The 21,992-nt window shown below is 70.6% G+C and carries 16 protein-coding genes and 1 pseudogene; 7 read left to right on the top strand and 10 right to left on the bottom strand.

Annotated features, from left to right (window positions below; all coding sequences use genetic code 11):
* Positions 1-19: 19 nt before the first annotated feature.
* Entirely contained in the window at positions 20-3,769 is a 3,750-nt protein-coding gene (locus ACTMTI_RS32675; RefSeq protein ID WP_441124493.1) for a S8 family peptidase, read from the bottom strand.
* A gap of 199 nt (positions 3,770-3,968) precedes the next feature.
* On the opposite strand from ACTMTI_RS32675, the gene ACTMTI_RS32670 reads away from it, so the two are divergent.
* Positions 3,969-6,971 (top strand): alpha-mannosidase, encoded by a 3,003-nt coding sequence (locus tag ACTMTI_RS32670; RefSeq protein WP_441124492.1) that lies wholly within the window; start codon positions 3,969-3,971, stop codon positions 6,969-6,971.
* Positions 6,972-7,051: 80 nt separating this feature from the next.
* A complete protein-coding gene (locus ACTMTI_RS32665) occupies positions 7,052-7,489 on the top strand; it encodes a VOC family protein (RefSeq protein ID WP_441124491.1) in 438 nt (145 codons plus the stop codon).
* Between the two features lie 101 nt (positions 7,490-7,590).
* Here ACTMTI_RS32665 and ACTMTI_RS32660 read toward each other — a convergent pair whose 3' ends face one another.
* Positions 7,591-9,252: an endo-1,4-beta-xylanase gene (locus ACTMTI_RS32660; RefSeq protein WP_441124490.1), complete on the bottom strand. Its 1,662-nt coding sequence runs from the start codon at positions 9,250-9,252 to the stop codon at positions 7,591-7,593.
* 255 nt (positions 9,253-9,507) lie between these two features.
* Here ACTMTI_RS32660 and ACTMTI_RS32655 point away from each other — a divergent pair, with 255 nt between their 5' ends.
* From ACTMTI_RS32655 to ACTMTI_RS32640, 4 genes are all read left to right on the top strand, one after another.
* The gene (locus ACTMTI_RS32655; RefSeq protein WP_441124489.1) at positions 9,508-11,172 is read left to right on the top strand and encodes a class I adenylate-forming enzyme family protein; all 1,665 of its coding nucleotides are present in this window, start codon (positions 9,508-9,510) and stop codon (positions 11,170-11,172) included.
* A gap of 348 nt (positions 11,173-11,520) precedes the next feature.
* Positions 11,521-11,928, top strand: a complete 408-nt coding sequence (locus ACTMTI_RS32650; RefSeq protein ID WP_441124488.1) for a hypothetical protein — start codon at positions 11,521-11,523, stop codon at positions 11,926-11,928.
* A gap of 15 nt (positions 11,929-11,943) precedes the next feature.
* Positions 11,944-12,294: a nuclear transport factor 2 family protein gene (locus tag ACTMTI_RS32645; RefSeq protein WP_441124487.1), complete on the top strand. Its 351-nt coding sequence runs from the start codon at positions 11,944-11,946 to the stop codon at positions 12,292-12,294.
* Between the two features lie 91 nt (positions 12,295-12,385).
* A complete protein-coding gene (locus ACTMTI_RS32640) occupies positions 12,386-13,672 on the top strand; it encodes an MFS transporter (RefSeq protein ID WP_441124486.1) in 1,287 nt (428 codons plus the stop codon).
* A 42-nt stretch (positions 13,673-13,714) separates the two neighbouring features.
* On the opposite strand, the gene ACTMTI_RS32635 is transcribed toward ACTMTI_RS32640, so the two are convergent.
* Positions 13,715-13,948, bottom strand: a complete 234-nt coding sequence (locus ACTMTI_RS32635; RefSeq protein ID WP_441124485.1) for a hypothetical protein — start codon at positions 13,946-13,948, stop codon at positions 13,715-13,717.
* 76 nt (positions 13,949-14,024) lie between these two features.
* Between ACTMTI_RS32635 and ACTMTI_RS32630 the strand changes: the two are divergent.
* Positions 14,025-14,617, top strand: a pseudogene (locus ACTMTI_RS32630) (Uma2 family endonuclease).
* A 45-nt stretch (positions 14,618-14,662) separates the two neighbouring features.
* Here ACTMTI_RS32630 and ACTMTI_RS32625 read toward each other — a convergent pair.
* The 7 genes from ACTMTI_RS32625 to infC form a co-directional block, all read right to left on the bottom strand.
* The gene (locus ACTMTI_RS32625) at positions 14,663-17,218 is read right to left on the bottom strand and encodes a phenylalanine--tRNA ligase subunit beta (RefSeq protein ID WP_441124484.1); all 2,556 of its coding nucleotides are present in this window, start codon (positions 17,216-17,218) and stop codon (positions 14,663-14,665) included.
* On the bottom strand, positions 17,218-18,258 hold the full coding sequence (gene pheS / locus ACTMTI_RS32620) for a phenylalanine--tRNA ligase subunit alpha (protein ID WP_441124531.1): 1,041 nt from the start codon (positions 18,256-18,258) through the stop codon (positions 17,218-17,220). The genes ACTMTI_RS32625 and pheS overlap by 1 nt, the downstream gene beginning before the upstream one ends.
* 142 nt (positions 18,259-18,400) lie before the next feature.
* A complete protein-coding gene (locus ACTMTI_RS32615; protein WP_441124483.1) occupies positions 18,401-19,495 on the bottom strand; it encodes an ATP-binding protein in 1,095 nt (364 codons plus the stop codon).
* 50 nt (positions 19,496-19,545) lie between these two features.
* Positions 19,546-20,349 (bottom strand): TrmH family RNA methyltransferase, encoded by an 804-nt coding sequence (locus ACTMTI_RS32610; protein WP_441124482.1) that lies wholly within the window; start codon positions 20,347-20,349, stop codon positions 19,546-19,548.
* A 106-nt stretch (positions 20,350-20,455) separates the two neighbouring features.
* On the bottom strand, positions 20,456-20,839 hold the full coding sequence (gene rplT / locus ACTMTI_RS32605; protein ID WP_441124481.1) for a 50S ribosomal protein L20: 384 nt from the start codon (positions 20,837-20,839) through the stop codon (positions 20,456-20,458).
* A 27-nt stretch (positions 20,840-20,866) separates the two neighbouring features.
* A complete protein-coding gene (gene rpmI, locus ACTMTI_RS32600; RefSeq protein ID WP_043622108.1) occupies positions 20,867-21,061 on the bottom strand; it encodes a 50S ribosomal protein L35 in 195 nt (64 codons plus the stop codon).
* 124 nt (positions 21,062-21,185) lie between these two features.
* A complete protein-coding gene (gene infC, locus ACTMTI_RS32595; protein ID WP_441124480.1) occupies positions 21,186-21,860 on the bottom strand; it encodes a translation initiation factor IF-3 in 675 nt (224 codons plus the stop codon).
* Positions 21,861-21,992: the final 132 nt, after the last annotated feature.

Here is a 21,992-nt window from a genome sequence, read left to right as displayed (position 1 = left end):
GGCACCCCGGTACGGGCGTTCAGCGCACCGCGTAGGCGCGGATCACCTCCTGCGTCAGGGTGTTGCCGTTGACGTCGGAGGCGTTGAGCCGCAGCGAGACGAACCCGGACGGCGCGCGGCCGAGCGTCGTCTCGTAGCTCCGCCGGCCCTGCTCACGCAGGGGGGCGGGCGTCCAGGTGACGCCGTCGTCGTACGACACCTCGAGCGAGACGTCCTTGATCGCGCTCTGCGCCGCGCCCTCCTGGTGGTGGAGGGTCAGGCCGAGCCTGCGGGAGCGGGCCTGGTTCCGCAGGTCCACGGGCGCGTCGAACGCGGCCAGCAGCAGCGGGATCACGGTGGCCTGCGCGGCCCGCTCGGAGCTGAACGTCCAGGCGGCCTTGGTGCGGGTGGACATCCTGGCCCAGATGGCGGCGTTGCTCACGGCGTACTCGATCCGGTACGTGGACCGCTCCGGCACCAGCGTCCCCGACCCCGACGGCAGGTAGTTCGTCTGCCACAGCAGCGTCTCGCCCTGGTAGAGCCGGAAGTCGGTCTTCAGTCCGGCCTCGTACGGGGTGGTGTAGGCCTCGCCGTAGTTGCCGCCGGCGTCCACGAACCCCTGCATCGAGATCCGCAGCCGGTCGCCCTCCCTGCGCATCGGGTTGCGCGGGTTGACGCCGGGCAGCAGCGGCTGCTTGAACACCGTGCGGCCGACCCGCTCCCCCGCCGCGTACGGGCGGAAGTCGGGCGAGGCCAGCGCCACGTTCGGGGTCTGCGGGTGCGGCCACATGTTGTTGTAGGACCGCTCCGGGCTGATCGCCGACGTGCTCCACCGCAGCTCGGGATCCGGGGTGACGTAGTCGGTCCGGGTACGCGGCGTCTTCGCCATCGGGTGGTTCGTGGAGATCGACAGGGTGTCCCACGGCTCGAAGACGAACCGGGCCTCGTTCACGGTCACGTCGCCGGCGAGCTGGCTGCGGTAACCGGTCTCGATCTTGGCCAGCGACCTGGAGCGGACCACGTAGGTGAGCGCGTCGCGCACCTGGCCCTGCTCGCGCAGGTACAGGTCGTACACGTACGGGCTGGCGGCGATGCCCTTGGCCACGACCGGCACCGGCAGCCTGCGCAGCCGCTCGACCAGCTTCAGCCCTTCCTCGTGGGTGAGCCGCACGGTCGGGACGGCGAGCTTGACCTTGTTGCCGCCCGTGGTGACGTCGGAGCCGGGCCCGTCGCTGTAGACGGCCACCATCGCGGCCCCGGCGGCCGCGGCCGCGTTGGCCTGCGTGGAGACCGGCACGCCGGCGGTGCGGCGGATGACGGCCAGCTTGCCGCGCAGGTCGCGGGCCGTGATCTCGGCGGCGCTGCCCCGGCCCACGTCGGCGGCCATGAGCAGCCGGGTGCCGTCCAGGCGCGGGTACTCGGTGGAGTAGTCGCTGAACTGGACCGGATCGACGTACTCGGGCTCCAGGTCGAGCCCTGGTGAGGTGAAGGCGATCTCGGGGGCCTTCAGCCGCCAGCGGGTGGAGACGACGAAGGTGCCCTTGGTGACCTTCCTGGTCGGCTGGACGAACAGCCGCTCCTCGATCTGCGCGCCGGGCGAGATGGTGGTGCCGCCGCGTAGCGCGGTGCCGCGCTCGCCGGTGCGGTACCACATGAGCGCGGCGGCGGCGCCCGTGTTCCGCTTGGTCTTGTGGTCGGGCGTCTCGATCCGCACCTCGACGGCCTTGCGGGCGTCCAGCACGACCTCGGTGTTGTCGGTGATCTCCATTTCGGGGTCGCCGAGCAGGCTCTCGTTGAGCGGCTTGCCGCCGGTGGTGCTGTCCTGGGTGGCGGGCATGGTGAAGATGTGGCCGAGCACGGAGTAGGTGCCCGGCTTGACGAGCAGACAGGTGCCGGTGCCGTACTTCTGGTCGGTGCACGGCTGGGCCGGGTCTCCCGGGAGCACGCGCCCGACCAGGGTGCCCTCGTCGAGGTTGAGCACGGTGAAGCCGCCACGGCCGGTGCGGCCGTCCCTGGCGATGCCGCGTACGCGCAGCTCCACCCGCTTCTCCTCGACGCTGCCCGTCAGCAGGGTGCGCACGGGGGCGCTCCCCTCGATGGCGGCGGTCAGCTCCTGGCGCAGCCGGCCCGGCGCGGCGGCCTTGATCGTGACCTTGGCCTCGGCCGTCCCCGACGCGGGCACGGTGAGTTCGGCCGGCTCGACGGTGACCGCGTCGCCGCTCGTCAGCGCCAGCTCGGCGGGGGCCTGGCCGAGGTTGCGGTACGTCACCGTGAGGCTCTTCTCCTCGCCCGGCGTCAGCTTGCCGAAGGTGAGCGAGCCCTGCGCGGCCACGACGGAGCCCTTGAGCGCGGCGGCCACGTCGATGCGGCCCGCGCCCTGCGCGTCGACCGGGATGTCCTGTCCTGGCCTGGCGGTGGCCATGAGCAGGGACTTCAGCTCGCCTGCCGTCAGGCCGGGGCGGGCCTGGCGCAGCAGCGCGGCCGCGCCGGCGACGTGCGGGGTGGCCATCGAGGTGCCCGACAGGGTGGCGGTGCCGCCGCCGGGCCGGGCGGCGGCGATCTCCACGCCGGGCGCGGTGACGTCGGGCTTGACGGCCTGGCCCGCGGTGATCGGGCCCTTGCTGGAGAAGGGGGCCAGCTCGTCCTCGCGGTCGACGGCGCCCACGGTCAGCGCCTCGGGGGCGTCGCCGGGGGCGCCCACGCACTGGTCGCAGCCGTCGTTGCCGGCGGCCACCACGAAGAGCGTCCCGAACTGCTCGGTGAGCCGGGACACCGCGTCGGTGAGCGGGCCGCCGGGCTCGCGGCTGCCGAGGCTCATGTTGACGACCTCGGCCCGCTTCTCGCCGGCCGCCCACTCCATGCCGTCGATGATCCAGGACAGCCGGCCGTAGCCGTCGGCGCCCAGTACGCGGCCGTTGAGCAGCTTCGCACCGGGCGCGACACCCTTTGCGCCGGCCACCGTGCTCGCCACGTGGGTGCCGTGGCCGTGGGGGTCGCCCGTGACGTTCTCTCCGGCGAAGTCGCGCTGGCCGGCGACCTTGCCCGCGAGGTCGGGGTGGGTGGCGTCCACGCCGGTGTCGAGCACGGCGACGGTCGTGCCGGTGCCGTCGTACCCGGCGGCCCACGCCTCCGGGGCGCCGATCTGCGGCACACTGCGCTCCAGCGCCGGCTCCACCTTGCGGTCGAGCCAGATCTTCGACACGCCGGCCAGCGGGCCGGCGGAGCGCGCTCGGGGGGCGGCGAGCCTGGCCAGCTCCGCGCCGAACCGGGCCGCGTCCGCCGTGGCCACGCTCACGCCCGCGCCGCCGATGCTCTCCAGCGTGCGGACCGGCCGCACGCTGGAGAGCATCGGCGGGATCGCGGCCTTGGTCGCGTTCCCGGTGTAGGTGAGGATGAGCGGGATGGCGGCGCCGTAGTCCTGCTCGGCCAGCTCGGTCACGTTGAACAGCGCGCTGTCGAGCCGCTCGGGGACCAGGGCGGCGACGTCGTCGGGGATGACGGTGACCGCGCCGTCCGCCTCCAGCACCTGGAACGTCGGCACGGAGCCGTCCTGCCGCGGTGCGGGGGTGACCGTCACCGTGCTGTGCTCGCCGTCCACTGGCCGCACCCGCACCTGGTCACCGGTGATCAGCGTGATCTCGTCGCTCGCCGCGCCGCCCGTGAACGTCACGGGCGGCGCGGCCGATGCGTGTGCGCCGGGAACCGAGAGCAACGAGGAGGCCATGGCCAGGCAGACGGCCACCGCCGTCCGCCGCCGCCCGCGCCCCGCTCGCCCCAACCCACGCGGCATGGACGACCTCCAAAGAATCGGTAAGCACGAATACCGAATTCCTAGTCATCCTGAACAGGTGTTGTCCATGAGATTAGTGTGGCTAAATCCCGACTTGTCGTGAACCCGCCATCTCGGCCGGACCGGCATTGCCGGGAAAACCGGGGGATGCTTAACGTGCCAAAGACCGCTGCCCGTCACTCTTTGCGAGGGAGCCCCGATGCACGACGACCGCGAACTGGTCGAGGCCCGACTGAAGCGCGTGCTGGACGAGCGCATCCGCCCGGCCGTCCACCCCGAGTCGGTGCCGCTGGAGGTGGCCGTCTGGCACGCGCCGGGCGAGCCGGTCCCGGTCGCCGAGGGGCTGGCGGCGACGCCGGAGCCGATCGCGCCCGGCACCGCGTGGGGCGCGCCGTGGGGCACGAGCTGGTTCACGGTCACCGGAGCCGTGCCGCCGGAGTGGGCCGGCAGGACCGTGGAGGCGGTGCTCGACCTGGGCTTCACCGAGGCGATGCCGGGCTTCCAGTGCGAAGGCCTCGTCTACCGTCCCGACGGCACCCCCGTGAAGGGCCTCCACCCCCGCAACCAGTGGGTACGCATCGGGTCCCCCGTCGCGGGCGGCGAGCCGGTGCGCCTGCACATCGAAGCCGCCTCCAACCCCGTCATCTTCGGCCGCCCCGCCTTCCGGCCGACGCGCCTGGGCGACAAGGAGACGGCCGGCACGGACCCGCTCTACACCCTGGCCCGCATGGACCTGGCGGTCTTCGACGAGAGCGTGTGGCAGCTCGTGATGGACCTGGAGGTGCTGGGCGAGCTGATGGCGCAGCTGCCCATGGAGGGCGCGCGCCGCTGGGAGCTGCTGCGGGCCCTGGGGCGCGCGCTGGACGTCGTCGACCTGCAGGACGTGAACGCCACGGCGGCGGCCGCCCGCGCCGAGCTGGCCGGCGTGCTGTCGGCTCCGGCCGTCCCGTCGGCGCACCGCATCAGCGCGATCGGCCACGCGCACATCGACTCGGCCTGGCTGTGGCCGCTGCGCGAGACCGTGCGCAAGGTGGCCCGCACCGCCTCCAACATGGCCGCGCTGCTGGAGGACGAGCCGGACTTCGTCTTCGCGATGTCGCAGGCGCAGCAGTGGGCGTGGATCAAGGAGCACCGGCCCGAGGTGTGGGCGAAGGTGACCAAGGCGGTGGCCACCGGCCGGTTCGTCCCGGCGGGCGGCATGTGGGTGGAGTCGGACACGAACATGCCCGGCTCCGAGGCGATGGCCCGGCAGTTCGTGCACGGCAAGCGGTTCTTCATCGACGAGTTCGGCATCGACAACGAGGAGGTGTGGCTGCCGGACACGTTCGGCTTCGCGGCCGGGCTGCCGCAGATCATCAAGGCGGCGGGGGCGAAGCGGCTGCTCACGCAGAAGATCTCGTGGAGCCAGACGAACACGTTCCCGCACCACACGTTCCTGTGGGAGGGCATCGACGGCACGCGGATCTTCACGCACTTCCCGCCGGTGGACACCTACAACTGCGCCATGACGGGCGGCGAACTCGCGCACGCGGCCCGCAACTTCAGGGACAAGGGCGTCGCACGGCACTCGCTCGCCCCGACGGGCTTCGGCGACGGGGGCGGCGGCACCACGCGCGAGATGGTCGCCAAGGCGGCCAGGCTGCGCGATCTGGAGGGCTCGCCCACCGTCACCTGGGAGCCGCCCGCGGCCTTCTTCGCCAAGGCGGAGGCCGAATATCGGCATCCGCCGGTCTGGGTCGGGGAGCTTTACCTGGAGCTGCACCGCGCCACGCTCACCAGCCAGGCCAAGACCAAGCAGGGCAACCGCCGCAGCGAGTCGCTGCTGCGCGAGGCCGAGCTGTGGGCGGCGACCGCGGCCGTGCGCAAGGGGACGCCGTATCCGTACGCCGAGCTCGACCGGATCTGGAAGACGGTGCTGCTGCACCAGTTCCACGACATCCTGCCGGGGTCGTCGATCGCGTGGGTGCACCGGGAGGCGCGGCGGACGTACGAGGCGGTGGCCCGGGAGCTGACCGCCATCATCGGCACCGCCCAGCGCGCCCTGGCGGGCGATCCGTCCGGTGGCACGCTGGTCTTCAACGCGGCCCCGCACGCCCGCCACGGGGTCGCGGCCGGCGGCGCGGGGCCCGCTTCGGCAAGCGCCGCAACCAGCGTGCGCGCTCGCGACGGTGGCGGCTACGTCCTGGAGAACGACCTGCTCAGGGTGGAGATCGACGACCGCGGCCTGGTGGTGTCGGCCTACGACCTGACGGCCGGGAGGGAAAGCGTGGCCCCGGGCCGGGCGGCGAACCTGCTGCAGCTCCACCCCGACTTCCCCAACAAATGGGACGCCTGGGACGTGGACGAGTTCTACCGCAACACGGTCACCGACCTGGTGGAAGCCGGCGACGTGAGCCTCGACGGCGACGCGGTCCGCGTCACCCGCTCCTTCGGATCCTCCACCGTGACGCAGCTCCTCACGCTCGCCGGAGGACGGCTCGACATCGCCACGGAGGTCGACTGGCACGAGACGGAGAAGTTCCTCAAGCTGGCCTTCCCGCTGGACCTGCACGCCGACCGGTACGCGTCCGAGAGCCAGTACGGCCACACCTTCCGCGCCACCCACACCAACACGAGCTGGGAGGCCGCCAAATTCGAGGCCTGCAACCACCGCTTCGTGCACATGGAGGAGCCCGGCTGGGGTGTCGCGCTGGTCAACGACTCGACCTACGGCCACGACGTCACCCGTACCGTCGAGGAGCCGGGCACCACCACGACGCTGCGCGTGTCCCTGTTGCGCGCCCCGCGCTTCCCCGACCCGGAGACCGACCAGGGCGTGCACCGGTTCCGGCACGCGCTCGTGCCGGGCGCGACGATCGGCGACGCGGTCCGCGAGGGCTGGTTCATCAACCTGCCCGAGCGCCGCGTGCCCGGCGACGCGGCGGTGGAGCCGCTGATCAGCGTGGACGACGACGCGGTCGTGGTGACGGCGGTCAAGCTGGCCGACGACGAGAGCGGCGACGTGATCGTACGCTGCCACGAGTCCCGCGGCGGCCGGGCCCGCGCCACGCTGGCGGCGGGCTTCCCCGTCGCCCAGGTCGTCGCCACGGACCTGCTGGAACGCCCGGTGGGCGAGCCGCGGCGCGACGCGAGCGCGGTGTCGCTGACGTTGCGCCCGTTCGAGCTGGTCACCCTCCGTTTCAAGCGGTCAGCCGCTGAGTAGGGTCCCGAGCCTGGGCGCGTACGTGGCGTGGAAGACCAGCGCCGATCGCGGCGGCGCCGGCCGCGATCGGCGAGGTCTCGTTGAAGGGCGTCGCCTTCTTCGAGTACACCGACCAGCAGCTCGACAGCTTCGCCAAGCCCGCGGGCGTGCCGTACGCCAGGGCGGCGCAGTTCGACCACCTGTCGCTGCACCTGCCGGACGAGGACGCGCTCATCAGGCTCCGCGACCGGCTCAAGGCGCACGGTTGCGAGGTCACCGACGTCATCGATCACGGGTTCCTGCGCTCGATCTACTTCAGTGACCCGAACGGCATCGCCCTGGAAGCGTCCTGGTGGACGCTCGACCCGACAGGACGGCCGGTCGACTACTCCGATGAGCGGCTGTTCGCCGACCCCGACCCGGTGCCCGCCGTACGCGAGCTGCGCGACGACGGCCGGCTCCACCACACGGTCGCCACGCGGCTGGTGGACGGCATCATCGAGGACCTCGGACGCGAAGGCATCACCCTGGAGCCTTGACTCCCCGGCCACGATCCCGCAGCTGCTCCTCGCCGAGCAGGGCGTGCCCAGCAGAGATCCCCTGGGCGGCAGGAGCACGCCCAGGGGATCCCCGGCGAACCTCAGGCGCAGGTGTACCCGGAGGGCGCCTGGGTGTTCCCGCTCGGCCGGCCGGCCTGGAAGCCGAAGCTGGTGCTGGCGTTCGGCGCCAGGGTGCCGTTGTAGGAGAGGTTCTTGGCGGTGACGGTCTGCCCGCTGACGGTCACGCTTGCGTTCCAGGAGCCGGTCAGCGTGTGCCCGGCGGGCAGCGTGAAGGTGACGGTCCAGCCGCTGATGGCGGACGTGCCGGTGTTGGTGACGGTGACGGGCTGCACCACGTAGCCGTTGTTCCACTGGTTCTGCACGGTCCCGGCGGCCGTGCAGCCGCCGCCACCGGGGCCGGTCGTCGTGGTGAACGTGGCGAGCGGCGAGTTACCCGACAGGTTGCCCGCGCCGTCACGCGCCCGGACGTACACCTGGTATTGGATTCCGGAGCTGAGCCCGGTCAGCGTGATCGAGTTCGTGGTGCTCTGGCCGAGCACCGGGTCCGTGGCCCCCTGCTCGCGGTAGACGTTGTAGCCGGCCAGCCCGCTGCCGCCGCTGTCGGTCGAGGCGGCCCAGGTCAGGGTGGCCGAGTTGGAGGTGACGTTGCTCGCGGTGGGCGTGCCGGGCGTGGTCGGCGGGGTGGTGTCGGTGGTGGAGCCGCCGGCGAGGGCGTCGTGCACGGCCGTGTACGACGACTTCTGCTGGTAGTTCTCGTCGTAGATCAGCGCGGCGCCCTGGCCCTGGAAGGTGTCCGGCACCCACGAGTACTTGTCGGTGAAGCCCCAGATGGTGACGCCCGCGCAGGCGGTCACGGCCAGGCAGGCGTTGACGACGTTGCGGTAGTAGGTGGCCTGCGTGGCGTCCTTGGAGGCGTCTCTGGGCATCTGCATGCGCACGTCCAGCTCGGTGATCCGGACCTGGACGCCGAGGTCGGCGAAGCGCTGCAGGTTCTGCTGGAGGTCGTTGGGGAAGCCGTACTGGATGGCGAGGTGACCTTGGAAGCCGACGCAGTCGACGGGCACGCCCTGCTGCCGCAGTGACGAGACCAGGTTGTACATGGCGGTGCTCTTGGCGTTGATCCCTTCGACGTTGTAGTCGTTGATGCACAACCGGGCGTTGGGGTCGGCGGCGCGGGCTGCGCGGAAGGCGTCGGCGATGTAGCTCTGGCCCAGCGTGTTGTACCAGAACGAGGTACGCATGTTGCCGTTGTCGTCGAAGACCTCGTTCACCACGTCCCACGAGACCACGGCGGGGTTGGCGGCGTAGCGGCCGACGACCTGGCTGATGTGGTTCTGCATCGCGCTGCGCATCGCGGTGGCGCTCAGACCCTGCACCCAGCTCGGCGTCTGGCTGTGCCACACCAGCGTGTGGCCGTGGACCTGCTGGTCGTTCTGGGTGGCGAAGTCGACGATGGCGTCGGCGCCGGAGAAGTTGAACTGGCCCTGGCTGGGCTCGGTGGCGTCCCACTTCATCGCGTTCTCGGCGGTGATCTGATTGAACTGGGTGGCCGCGATGTTGCGGTACGCGCTCTCGTTGGCCAGCGGGCCGGTGGCGAGCGCCGCGCCGATGAACTTGCCCTTGCCCGCCGCGTGCGTGCGCAGGGGCGCGGAGGCATCGGCCGAGGTGGCCGGCAGGAGGACGGCTAAGAGCGCCCCCACCAAGGTGAGGACTCTGACGAGCGGGGAGGAAAGCACGGACATCTACCTCCGGAGGCAGGCACTCGATCCGAAAGTTTCGATCCCTCTTGGATCGCATCGCTGACGGTATTGACATGCGGGTGGAGGGTCAATGCCGAGTTCGCGCACCGGCCAAATCAGCAGCTTGACGATAGAAACTATCGGCACATAGATGAAACTTTCACATATGGGCTCGTTCTGGTGGCGCTAGCGCGACGTACCTACCGGTCGGTACTGTAATGATCCAGAATAATCGTCCACCGCGGGGAGCGTCGGCATATGTCTCTTTCGCACGCCCAGGTTCAGGCCCAGCTCACCGGTCCCGGCCAGCTCTTCGAGATGGAGGAGATCGGCGGCACCGGGGTACGCACGTGGAAGCACGCGCCCGTCCACTTCCGCGCCCTGCTGGAGATGAGCCGGTTCCACGGCGAGAACGTCTTCCTCGTCTACGAGGACGAGCACATCACCTTCGAGGACCACTTCCGCCGCGCCGCCACGCTGGCGGGCCGCCTGGTCGAGGAGTACGGCGTGCGCAAGGGCGACCGGGTGGCGGTGGCCATGCGCAACTACCCGGAATGGGTGATCTCGTTCTCGGCGGTGCTGGCCGCGGGGGCCGTCGCCGTACCGCTGAACGCCTGGTGGACGGAGGCCGAGCTGGCCTACGGCGTGCGTGACTCCGGCGCGAGGGTGCTGATCGCCGACGGCGAGCGGGCCGCGCGGCTGGCCTCGACGGGCGTGCCGCTGATCGTCACGAGGGGCGCGCTGCCGACGGGGGCGCGCGGGTTCGACGAGGTGATGGGCGAGGTCTCGGCCGACGTGCGACTGCCTGACGTGGAGCTGTCCGCCGACGACCCGGCCACGATCTTCTACACCTCCGGCACCACCGGCAACCCCAAGGGCGCGCTCGGCAGCCACCGCAACGTGGGCCAGGCGCCCATGACCGTCGCCTACGGGCTGATGCGCGCGGTCGCGATGTCGGGCAAGGACCTCGGGGCGGCGGCGGGCACGCGCCGGATCACGCTGCTGACCGTGCCGCTGTTCCACGTCACGGGCTGCTTCTCGGCCATGACCACGATGATGTTCAGCGGCGGCGGCCTGGTGCTCATGTACAAGTGGGACCCCGGGCAGGCGCTGCGCCTGATCGAGCGGGAGAAGGTCACCGCCATGATCGGCGTGCCGACCAACGCCTGGCAGCTCATGTCCCACCCGGACTTCGGCGAATACGACCTGTCGTCCCTGACCACCCTCGGGTACGGCGGCGCCCCCGCCCCGCCCAAGCTCCTGGAGCGCATCTCCCGCAACCTCCCCGACCGCGCTCCCTCCAACGGCTACGGCATGACGGAGACGACCGGCCTGGCCGTCGGCAACGGCGGCGCCGACTACCACGCCAGGCCCGACAGCATCGGCCTGCCCACACCCGTGGTGGACGTGCGCGTGGTGGACCCCATGGGCATCGAGCTGCCGCCCGGCGAGGTCGGCGAGCTGTGCGTGCGCGGCCCGAACGTCATCCTGGGCTACTGGAACAAGCCGGAGGCGACGGCGCAGACGTTCGTCGGCGGCTGGGTGCACACCGGCGACCTGGCCAAGATCGACGAGGAGGGCTTCGTCTACATCGTGGACCGGGCCAAGGACATGGTGATCAGGGCCGGCGAGAACGTCTACTGCGCCGAGGTGGAGGCGGCGCTGTTCGAGCATCCGGCCGTCGACGACGCGGCGGTGATCGGGGTGCCGAACGAGGAACTGGGCGAGGAGGTGGGCGCGGTCATCCGCCTGGCCCCCGGCGCGGCGACCACGATCGAGGAGCTCCAGGCGTTCCTGTCGGAGCGGATCGCCAAGTTCAAGATCCCGTCGCACGTCTGGTTCCGCGACGGCGAGCTGCCGCGCAACCCCGGCGGCAAGATCCTCAAGACCCACCTGCGCCGGGAGGTCCTCGGAAACGCTTGACTCCTGGCCCACGGCCGGCGGCTGTGCGGCATATACACGCGCGACCTGCCCGGCCTCTCGCTCAACGACCGCAAGGGCCGCTAGCGGATCCGCGTGCACTACGCGTGGTTCGCGTGGAAGGGCGAGCGCGAGGCCGGCCAGCGGCTCCTGATCATGGCGTTCCCCGCCAAGGGCGACAAGGTGGTGACCTACAAGAAGCGGCCCAGGCAGTGATCGCCATCACATTCTGAGCGCGTCACGCTGGTCGAGCCGGGTATCGCCGCTTTCACTTACCTGGCGCGTAATCGCGGCCCCAACCCGTGGCTGACATCTTTCAGGTGTCGCAACAAACCACTGAAGGAGCCCGATATGACCGCCGTTACCGTCACCGCCGACAAGGCCAAGTTCCTGCGCCTCGCGCTGGCCGCCGACGCCGTCGTCACCGGCGGCAACGGGCTGGTCTACCTGGCCTTCGCCGGCTTCGTGAGCGACCTCCTCGGCCCGGACGCGGCCCTGCTTCGGGGGATCGGCGTCTTCCTGCTCGTGTACGGCGCCGCCGTCGGCCTGCTGGCCACCCGGCGCGCGATCAGCCCGGCGGCCACCAAGGCCGTGATCGCCCTGAACATCATCTGGACCCTGGGCAGCGTGGCCGCCGTCGTGACCGGGGCGCTGAACTTCACCACGGCCGGCGCGATCTGGGCCATCGCCCAGGCCTTGACCGTCGCCGGATTCGCCGAACTCCAGATCATGGGCCTGCGCAAGGCCCGCAACCAGTAGTCAAAGGGGAAGACCATGACTCTCATCGAGCGCTACGTCGCCGCCTGGAACGAGACCGACGCCGACGCCCGCGCCAAGGCCGTGGCCGAGCTGTGGACCGAGGACGCCACCTACACCGATCCGCTCGCCGGCGTGGCCGGCCACGCCGGGATCGCCGCGGTCATCGAGGGCGCGCAGGGCATGTTCCCCGGCCTGGTGTTCACCCCCGGCGAGGTGTACGACGCCCACCACGACATCGCCAGGTTCACCTGGCACCTGGGCCCGGCGGGCGGTGAGCCGGTCGCGGTCGGGTTCGACGTGGTGGAGCTGGCCGAGGACGGCAGGATCCGCAAGGTCCTCGGCTTCCTGGACAAGGTCCCCGCCTGATCCGCCAAGGGTCCCCGGTCCGCCGGGGGCCCTTTTCATGCTCGGAAAACGATTTGCCACGGCTGCCGCATTCGTCCGACAATCTGACTTCGTGCCTGCTGGACTGAAACGGTTGCTCCGTCACCTGTCGATCGACGTGAGCCCCCTGCGCGACTCACGCGACTACCGCCTGCTCTTCGGGTCCGGGGTCATCACCATGTTCGGCACGCTGATCTCGCTGGTCGCGGTGCCGTACCAGATGAAGGAGCTGACGGACTCCTATCTGGCGGTCGGGCTGGTGAGCCTGGCGGAGTTCGTGCCGATGGTGGTCTGCGGCCTGTGGGGCGGCGCCATCGCCGACGCACTCGACCGCCGCAAGATCATCGTACTGAGCGAGCTGGGACTGCTGGTGACCTCCGCGGCCCTCATGGTCAACGCGATGCTGCCGGACCCGCAGGTCTGGGTCCTGTACGTGATGGGCGCCGTCTCCACCGGCATCGCCTGCCTGCAGCGCCCGAGTATGGAGGCCGCGCTGCAGCAGATCGTCAAGCACGAGCAGCAGGGCGCGGCGGCGGTGCTGTCCAGCCTGCGCTGGAACTTCGGCGCCATCGTGGCTCCGGCACTGGGCGGATTGCTGGTGACCACATACGGCGTGGCGGTCGCGTACGGGATCGACATGGCCACCTTCGTGCTGTCGCTGGCGCTGCTGTGGCGGATGAGGTCGCTGCCGCCCGCCGAGCACGCGGCGCCCGCGTCGCTGAAGTCGCTGGTCGAGGGCGTGCGTTACGCGGTGGGCCGCAGCGATCTGATGGGCACGTACCTGGTGGACATCGCCGCCATGGTGTTCGCGATGGCGACGGCGCTGTTCCCGTTCCTCGCCGACGAACTGCGCGCCCCGCAGGCGCTGGGCCTGCTGTACTCGGCCGCCGCGGTGGGCGCGCTCATCGCCTCGCTCACCAGCGCCTGGACGGCACGGGTGCAGCGTCAGGGCCTGGGGGTGATTGTCGCGGCAGCACTGTGGGGCGTGGCGGTGGCCCTGACCGGTCTGGCTCCGAACGTGTGGCTGGTTTTCGTCTGCATAGCGCTGGCGGGCGCGGCCGACATGGTCAGCGGCATCTTCCGCATGACCATGTGGAACCAGACGATCCCGCAGGAGCTGCGCGGGCGGCTGGCGGGCATCGAGCTGCTGTCGTACGCCAGCGGCCCGATGCTGGGCAACGCCCGGGCCAGCCTGATGGCCAACTTCGGCGGCACCCGCTTCTCGCTCGGCGCGGGCGGCCTGCTCTGCGTCGCCGCCGTGCTGGCCCTGGGCACGGCGCTGCCCAAGTTCCGCCGCTACGACGCCAGGACGGACGAGCACGCCCTGGCGGAAAAGGCCCGCAGAGAAGCCACCGTCTGAGCGGCCGGAGGCACGCCACGCCGCATTGGCGAATTCCGAGCCTCAGCCCGACTCCCGCCACCCGTCGTACCGCTCCACCAGCTCATCCACCTTGGCCAGCGCACTCTCGTCGAGCCCTTCGACGACGATCAGCCACTGCGCGTCCTCTGCGTCGTCCTCCCCGGCAAGCGTCTCCCGCAGGACGCGCGGCACTCCGGCCTCGGGGAACCATTCGCCCAGCGTCCCGGCGACCTCCTCGGCGTCCTCACGCTCGCCGAACACCAGCAACTGCGTCATGTCACCGCATTCTGCCAGGCCGCGCGAAGAGCCGAACGCCAGAGCACGTAGCGTAGCGGCGCGCTAACGTTACGCCATGACCGCAGTAGAAGAGGACATCGACTCCCTCCCGTCATGGGTCATCCCGCCCCCTGAGGGGTTCAAGGCCGAAGACCTCGATCGCCTCCCAGGACTGCCCAACCACGCCGAATTGATCGACGGCAGCCTGGTCTTCTTCGCCCCGCAAACCTCCATCCACTGCCGGGCCCTGATGCTGTTCCATTCGGCACTGGACCGCACAGCCCCCGACGACCTCCTCGTGTGCAGCCGGATGACGGTCATCCTCGACGAGGACCAGCGCCCCGAACCGGATGTCATCGTCATCCGCGCCGAGGCTCACAAAAGCCTGGACGAGACCTTCTACCTCGCCAAGACGTCCGACTGGCGGTCGAAGTCGTCACCCATGACACCAGGTCCCGCGACAGGAAGCGCAAGCCGGTCCTCTACGCCGAGGCCGGCATCCCGCATTTCTGGCGGGTCGAGACCGACACCGGCCAAGCAGTCGTCTACGTCCACGAGCTCGACCCCGCCACGCTTTCCTATGCCCTCACCGGCATCCATCGAGGCAGGCTGCGACTGACGGTCCCGTTCGAGCTGGACATCGACCTCACCGAGATCGACCGCATGTAAGCGAAAGGGCCGGCACGGCACCCGCCGTACCGGCCCCTTCCGAGCTCAGGCGCTCCGCAGCTGCGCCCCCACGCGGTCGGCCGCCATGGCCACCGCCGCGTCCCGCGCCGCCGTCGTCTCCTCGACCGTCAGCGTACGGTCGGCCGCCCGGAACCGCATCGAGTAGGCCAGCGACTTGTTCCCCTCGCCCACCTGCTCCCCGGCGTAGACGTCGAACAGCCGGATCGACTCCAGCAGCTCCCCGGCTCCGTCGCGCAGCGCCGCCTCCACGTCCGCCACCGGCGTGAAGTCGGGCACGATCAGCGCCACGTCCTGGATGGCCACCGGGTAGGCGGACACCGCGGGGGTCTCGACCGGACCGGGCATGGCCGACTCCAGCCGCGACAGCTCCAGCTCCATGGCCGACGTACGCGGCGGCAGCCCGTACGCCTCGATCACCCGCGGGTGCAGCTCGCCCGCGTGCCCCACGAGCGTGTCCCCCACATAGAGGGCGGCGCACCGCCCGGGGTGCCAGGGCTCGTGCTGGTCAGCGATGATCGACAGCTCGAGCCGCGACTCGGCCGCCACCAGCCGCGCGGCCTGCACCGCGTCGGCCCAGGAGGCCTGCCGGCCGCCGCCCCACCAGCCGGATCGCTCGAACTCGCCGGCCAGCACGACCGCGACCCGCAGCGGCTGGTCGGGCAGCGCCGCCTCGATCGAGGCCAGCTCGTCGGCGGTGGGCCTGCGCTCGACTCCGAGCACCGGCGCGACCTCCGGAGCGTTGTCCCGCGGCCGGTAGACCGGCCCCGTCTCGAACAGGGCGACGTCCGCGAACCCGCGCCCGACGTTGCGTACCAGGGTCTTGAGCAGCCCCGGCAGCAGCGTGGTGCGCATCAGCGGCTCGTCCTCCGACAGCGGGTTGGCCAGCCGCATCGCCCGGCGCCGCGCGTCCTCGGCGGGCAGCAGCAGCCGGTCGAAGTCGTCGCCGCTGATGAACGGGTAGCTGAGCACCTCGACGTAGCCGCCCTCGGCCAGCGCCCGGCCGACCCTCCTGCGCAGCCGCTGCCCCTCGGTGAGCCCGGCGCCCGCCGGGGCGGCGGGGAGCACCGACGGCAGGTTCTCGTAGCCCTCCAGCCGGATGACCTCTTCGGCCAGGTCGCTCGGGTCGGTGAGGTCGGGCCGCCACGTCGGCGGCGTCACCGTGATCATGTCGTCGCCGGCGACGGCCAGCTTGGCCGCGAGCGCGCCGCCGGTGACGACCCCGGTCGGGTCGACGCCGCCCTGGCGGACGGCCGGGTCGTCGCCGTCGACCACGACGCAGCCGACCTGCTCCAGCCGGGCGACCACGGTCTCCTTCGCATACGGGACGCCGGCCACCGCGCCCGGGTGTCCCGACGGGATCGCGATGCGCGCGGGCGACACCTCGACCTCGGCGTGCGTGACCCCGGGCCGGATGCTCGCCCCGCCGAGCTCGGCCAGCAGCTGCACGGCTCGCCACGAGGCCACCAGCGGCAGCTCCCGGTCGACGCCGCGCTCGAACCGCTTGGAGGCCTCCGACACCAGCCCGTGCCTGCGGGACTCGCGTGAGATGCCGGTGGCGGAGAAGTGGGCGGCCTCGATGACGATGGCGGTCGACCCGCCGGAGATCTCGGTCTCCAGCCCGCCCATCGTGCCCGCCATCGAGATCGGGCCGGTCTGGTCGGTGATCAGGATGTCGTCGGGGTCGAGCTCGCGTACGACGTGGTCGAGCGTCTCCAGGCGCTCGCCGGCCGCGGCCCGGCGCACGACGATCTCGCCGGTCAGCTTGTCCCTGTCGAACGCGTGCAGCGGCTGCCCGAGCTCCAGCATCAGGTAGTTGGTGATGTCCACGGCCAGCGACACCGGCCGCATGCCGGCCCGGGTGAGGCGTGTCCGCATCCAGAGGGGGCTCTGCGCGGCGGGGTCGAAGCCGGCGACCTCACGCAGCACGAACCGGTCGCACGCGGTCGGGTCGGCGATCGAGGCCGGCCACGACGGCCCGCTCTCGTGAGGCAGCTCGACGTCGGCCGGGTCGCGGAAGGCCACCCCGAACGCGGTCGCCGCCTCGCGTGCCACGCCCCTGATCGACAGGGCGTAGCCGATGTCGGGCGTGATCTCCAGCTCGATCACGTCGTCGCGCAGGCCGAGCAGCTCGACCACGTCCGCGCCGATCGGCGTGTCCGGGGGCAGCACCATGATGCCGCCGTGGTCCTCGCTCAGTCCGAGCTCGCGCTCGGAGCAGATCATGCCCTCGGACATGCGCCCGTACGTCTTGCGCGCCCCGACCTCGAACCCGCCGGGCAGCACGCCGCCGGGCAGGACGACGGGAACGCGGTCACCGACGACGAAGTTCGTGGCTCCGCAGACGATCTCGCGGGGCGTCGCCTCGCCGGTCTCGACCTGGCAGTGCCTGATCGGCTTCTTGAAACCGGTCAGCTCCTCGATGTCGAGCACCTCGCCGACCACGACGTTCTTGACGTCATGGCCGTGGGAGCTGATCGACTCGAGCTTGAGCCCGGCCGCGGTGAGCTTGTCGGCCACCTCGTGGGCGGTGACCGCCGGGAGATCGACATACTCCCGCAGCCAGGAGAGCGGGACCTTCATCAGATCTCCATTCCGAACGGGAGCGTGAAGCGCACGTCTCCTTCGACCATGTCACGCATGTCCTCGGCGTTGTGGCGGAACATCAGGGTCCGCTCGATGCCCATGCCGAACGCGAACCCGGAGTATCGCGAGGGGTCCACGCCGCACGCGATGAGCACGCGCGGATTGACCATGCCGCAGCCGCCCCACTCGATCCAGCCCTCCGACTTGCAGGTGCGGCAGGGCGGGTTGCCGGGCACGGCCGAGGCGCCGCGGCAGACGAAGCACTTGAGGTCCATCTCGGCGGACGGCTCGGTGAACGGGAAGTAGTTGGGCCGGAACCGGGTGGTGATGCCCTTGCCGAACATGACCTCGGCGAAGCGGTCCAGCGTGCCCTTGAGGTGGGCCATCGTCAGGCCCTCGTCCACGGCCAGCCCCTCGGTCTGGTGGAAGACCGGGGTGTGGGTGGCGTCGAGCTCGTCGGTGCGGAACGTCTTGCCCGGCGAGATCACGTAGACCGGCAGCTCCCGCTGGAGCAGGGCGCGGATCTGCACCGGCGAGGTCTGCGTGCGCAGCACCATGCCGGAGTCGGTGGAGCCGACGAAGAACGTGTCGTGGTCGGAGCGGGCCGGGTGGTCCTTGGCGATGTTGAGCGCGTCGAAGTTGAACCACTCGCCTTCGAGGTCGGGCCCCTCGGCCACTTCGTAGCCCATGGCGACGAACGCGTCGGCGATGCGCTCCTGCAGCGTGGTCAGCGGGTGGCGGGCGCCGCGCGGCCGCCGGTCCCAGGGCAGGGTGACGTCGACGGTCTCCTCGACGAGCACCCGCGCGTCGCGCTCGGCCTCCAGCTCGGCCTGGCGGGCGGCCAGCGCCTCGTTGATCGCTCTGCGGGTGCCGCCGACGCGCTTGCCCGCCTCGGCTCGGGCGGCCGGCGGCAGGGCGCCGATCTCGCGGTTGGCCAGGGCGATGGGCGAGCGGTCACCCGCGTGCGCCAGCCTGGCCTGCTTGAGTGCGTCGAGGCTGTCAGCCGCCTTGATCGCCGCGATGGCGTCGGCCTCCATGCGGGACACCTCGTCGGCATGCAACGGTGTCACCTCGACGGGGTCGTAGTCAGACAAGAGTGAGCTCCGTATCCAGGGCTTGAGCGGAAAGAGTCTAGTGGCGTCGGCCCACCGGGCCCGAATCCCGCGCTCTGCGAGGCTGCTAGGCAGAGGTGGCGAAGTCGGGTGTGCCGGTGGGCACGGTAAATCGGAACTCCGCCCCGCCCTCGGGCGCCCGCTGCACGGTGATCGTCCCGCCGTGCGCCTCGACCAGGCCCTTGACGATGAACAGGCCGAGCCCGGTGCCGCCGCGCCTGCGGCTGTTGCCACCCCGCCAGAACTGCCTGAAGACGCGCGGAGCCAGCTCGGGCTCGATGCCCTCGCCCTCATCGCGCACCGACACGGCAACTCCCCATCCGACGGACTCGATCTCTATTGTCACAGTGCCGCGCCCGTGACGCAGCGCGTTTTCCACCAGGTTACCCAGAATCTGGTCGACCTTGTCCTGGTCGAGCCACGTCTCCGGCAGTTCGTCGCCGACGATCAGCCGGAAGCGCTCCTCCGCCTCGCCCGCCGCGACCCGGCCCGCGATGAGCCGGCGCACCCTGGCGGGCAGATCGACGACCTGGCGGCGCACCTCCAGCCGCCCGGACTCGATGCGCGAGACGTCGAGCAGCTCGGTGATGAGCCTGGTGACGCGGTCGGCGTCGTTGTTGACGGTCTCGAGCATGACCAGTTTCTGCTCTTCGGTGAAGCGCGTCCACTTGGCCAGCAGGGTCGCGGTGAAGCCCTTGACGCTGGTCAACGGCGAGCGCAGCTCGTGGGCCACGGTGGAGACCAGGTCGGCACGGCTGCGCTCCAGCCTGGTGCGGGCGCCGCCGTCACGCAGGGTGATCGCGACGCGCTCGACCTCACCGCCGCGCTCCGGCTCGCGGACGAGCCTGGCGGCGACGTAGAGCTCCTGCCCGCCCGGCAGGTGCAGCGGCCGCTCGGGCACCCTGCTGCGGGTACGCAGCCCGCCCTCGGGGTCCAGCGCCTTCCACCAGTCGCGCCCGTCGTGGTCGCGGAAGGGGAACACGTCGTTCATGTGACGGCCGATGGCGCGCTCCGGGGCGACGCCGGTGAGCCGGGCCGCGGCCCGGTTGGCGGCCAGGACGCAGCCATATCGGTCGGTCACGATGAGGCCGTCGGGAAGGTCGTCGATGGCTATCGTGCACGCGGCGGTGACCACCCGCCCGTCGGTTTCTGCGCCGTGCACGACCTCGCCTCCTCCGCCTACAACGCCGACAATAGCGGGTTTCCAGCCGCCTAGGGCACTCGCTGAGCCCTTGCGGAGGAGTAAAGGCATACCGCCGCCGCGGTGGCCAGGTTGAGACTTTCAGCCTGTCCGTAGATGGGCACTCTGACCACATCGTCCGCTTCGGCGAGTATCTCCTCCGGCAGTCCCCAGGCCTCGTTGCCGAAGATCCACGCGGTGGGGCCCGACAGATCGACGTCGTCGAGCGTGTGCTTGCCCGCGCCGTCTGCCGCCAGCACGCGCAGTCCACGCTCCTTCAGTTGACGCACGGCGGCGCCGACCGGTGCACCGATGACGACGGGCAAATGGAACAGGCTGCCGGCGCTGGCGCGTACGCACTTGCCGTTGTACGGGTCCACGGAGGCGTCGGTGAAGACCACCGCGTCGGCGCCGGCGGCGTCGGCGGCCCGCATGACGGTGCCGGCGTTGCCCGGGTCGCGTACGTGCGCGAGCAGCGCGACCAGGCGGGGCTCGCCGGTCAGCGCCGCGTCGAGGGGGACGTGGACGAGCCGGCAGATGGCCACGAGTCCCTGCGGGGTCACGGTCTGGGAGAGCTCGGCCATGACCTCTCCGCTGGCGCGGTGCACGGGCACACCCTTGAGCGTGGCGTCGGTGATCAGCTCGGGGTGGCGCAGCTCGGCCTCGGCGGTGCTGAACAGCTCCAGGGTGATGCCGTCGAGCCGGAGCGCCTCGCGTACCGCCTGCGGGCCCTCGGCCAGGAACTTGCGGTCCTGGTCGCGGAAGGCGCGCTTGGTGAGGCGCCTGGCGGCCTTCACCCGCGGTGACTTCACGTTGGTCAGCTCGGATCCCGCCATGCTCTCCCCTTGCGTACGGTGGGTGGCGTTCAGCGGCCCACCGTAAGTGTCCGCACTTACAGCAAAGGGCCCACCGCCATCGGTGGGCCCTCGGTCAACGATCGCTTCAGCTCGCGGCCGGAGCGTTGACGTCCGCCGGCAGCGCCTTCTTGGCGGCCTCGACGAGCGCGGCGAAGGTCTGGCTGTCGTTCACCGCGAGATCGGCGAGGATCTTGCGGTCGACCTCGATGTTCGCCAGCCGCAGACCCTGGATCAGGCGGTTGTAGGTCATGCCGTTCTGACGGGCGGCGGCGTTGATCCGCTGGATCCACAGACGGCGGAACGCACCCTTACGGTCCTTGCGGTCCCGGTAGGCGTACGTCATGGAGTGGAGCATCTGCTCCTTGGCCTTGCGGTAAAGACGCGACCGCTGACCACGGTAACCACTCGCCCTCTCGAGGACGACCTTGCGCTTCTTCTTGGCGTTGAGCGCCCGCTTCACGCGTGCCATGTTTCTTCTCCCCGGGGAAAGTTCGCGCTACTTGGCGAGCAGCTTCTTGATCTTCTTGGAATCGGCGTCGGAAAGGACGACCTCGTTCTTGAGACGGCGCGTCAGCGTGGACGACTTCCACTCGTTGTAGTGGGCGCGGTTGGCGCGGCGACGCTTGATCTTGCCAGTGCCGGTGAGCCGGAACCGCTTCTTCGCACCACTGTGCGTCTTCATCTTCGGCATGTCGCCGTCTCTCCTCGTTTCGGTCGTGCCGGTGGCCGGGCCGGTGCTGGCCGACCCGGTCGCGGCGTCTTTCGTCTACCGGTGGCTCGTCGGGGTGCTTGGTAAGGCTAACCCCAACCGCGGGTCATCCTTCCTGTATGGAGGTGTCCTCGCCGCCACGCTGCGCCTTGGCTGCGGCCTTTTCGGCCTTGGCCTCGGCTTTCTTCTTGTGCGGACCGATCACCATGATCATGTTACGGCCGTCCTGCTTGGCGTGCGACTCCACGAAGCCGAGCTCCTGGACGTCGTCCGCGAGGCGCTGCAGCAGCCGGAAGCCGAGTTCCGGCCGGGACTGCTCGCGTCCGCGGAACATGATCGTGACTTTGACCTTGTCCCCCGCCTTGAGGAACCGCACCACGTGACCCTTCTTGGTCTCGTAGTCGTGCGGGTCGATCTTCGGCCGGAGCTTGATCTCCTTGATGATCGTGTGCGCCTGATTCTTGCGCGCCTCGCGCGCCTTCATCGCGGACTCGTACTTGAACTTGCCGTAGTCCATGAGCTTGCACACGGGCGGTCGAGCCGTGGCCGCAACCTCGACGAGGTCAAGGTCGGCTTCCTGGGCGAGCTTCAGGGCGTCGTGAATCGAGACGATGCCTACCTGCTCGCCGTTCGGGCCCACGAGGCGAACCTCGGGAACTCGGATACGCTCGTTGATGCGGGGCTCAGTGCTGATGGGGCCTCCTAGGTTTGCGATCCCTACGTGCTCGTCGTGCCGGAGGGCCTCTCGCGCTGAACGCGAAAAGCCCCGCACGTCGCGCATGCGGGGCCACTGAGCTCTATGGCTTTCGTGGCCTCGAGCTCCCCGGAGTAGTCCGGCGTGATCCTGGACCCGGCCACCTTTCGGCGACTCGGGTGGGAGGAGACCTCCGCTTGCGCGTCCAGCAAGGCATGC

The sequence above is a fragment of the Nonomuraea sp. H19 genome (assembly GCF_052068215.1).
Taxonomy (GTDB): Bacteria; Actinomycetota; Actinomycetes; order Streptosporangiales; family Streptosporangiaceae; genus Nonomuraea.
The sequence above is the reverse complement of the archived record's forward strand: the minus strand, read 5'-3'. Positions and strand labels throughout refer to the sequence as shown.

Excerpts from the sequence above, each read along its gene's own strand:
- ACTMTI_RS32645 (WP_441124487.1), top strand. The coding sequence starts at position 11,944 with ATGACTCTCATCGAGCGCTACGTCGCCGCCTGGAACGAGACCGACGCC.
- ACTMTI_RS32610 (WP_441124482.1), bottom strand. The coding sequence starts at position 20,349 with ATGGCGGGATCCGAGCTGACCAACGTGAAGTCACCGCGGGTGAAGGCC.
- pheS (WP_441124531.1), bottom strand. The coding sequence starts at position 18,258 with ATGGAGGCCGACGCCATCGCGGCGATCAAGGCGGCTGACAGCCTCGAC.
- ACTMTI_RS32655 (WP_441124489.1), top strand. The coding sequence starts at position 9,508 with ATGTCTCTTTCGCACGCCCAGGTTCAGGCCCAGCTCACCGGTCCCGGC.
- ACTMTI_RS32625 (WP_441124484.1), bottom strand. The coding sequence starts at position 17,218 with ATGAAGGTCCCGCTCTCCTGGCTGCGGGAGTATGTCGATCTCCCGGCG.
- rplT (WP_441124481.1), bottom strand. The coding sequence starts at position 20,839 with ATGGCACGCGTGAAGCGGGCGCTCAACGCCAAGAAGAAGCGCAAGGTC.
- ACTMTI_RS32675 (WP_441124493.1), bottom strand. The coding sequence starts at position 3,769 with ATGCCGCGTGGGTTGGGGCGAGCGGGGCGCGGGCGGCGGCGGACGGCG.
- ACTMTI_RS32650 (WP_441124488.1), top strand. The coding sequence starts at position 11,521 with ATGACCGCCGTTACCGTCACCGCCGACAAGGCCAAGTTCCTGCGCCTC.
- infC (WP_441124480.1), bottom strand. The coding sequence starts at position 21,860 with ATGCGCGACGTGCGGGGCTTTTCGCGTTCAGCGCGAGAGGCCCTCCGG.
- ACTMTI_RS32660 (WP_441124490.1), bottom strand. The coding sequence starts at position 9,252 with ATGTCCGTGCTTTCCTCCCCGCTCGTCAGAGTCCTCACCTTGGTGGGG.
- ACTMTI_RS32670 (WP_441124492.1), top strand. The coding sequence starts at position 3,969 with ATGCACGACGACCGCGAACTGGTCGAGGCCCGACTGAAGCGCGTGCTG.
- ACTMTI_RS32635 (WP_441124485.1), bottom strand. The coding sequence starts at position 13,948 with ATGACGCAGTTGCTGGTGTTCGGCGAGCGTGAGGACGCCGAGGAGGTC.
- rpmI (WP_043622108.1), bottom strand. The coding sequence starts at position 21,061 with ATGCCGAAGATGAAGACGCACAGTGGTGCGAAGAAGCGGTTCCGGCTC.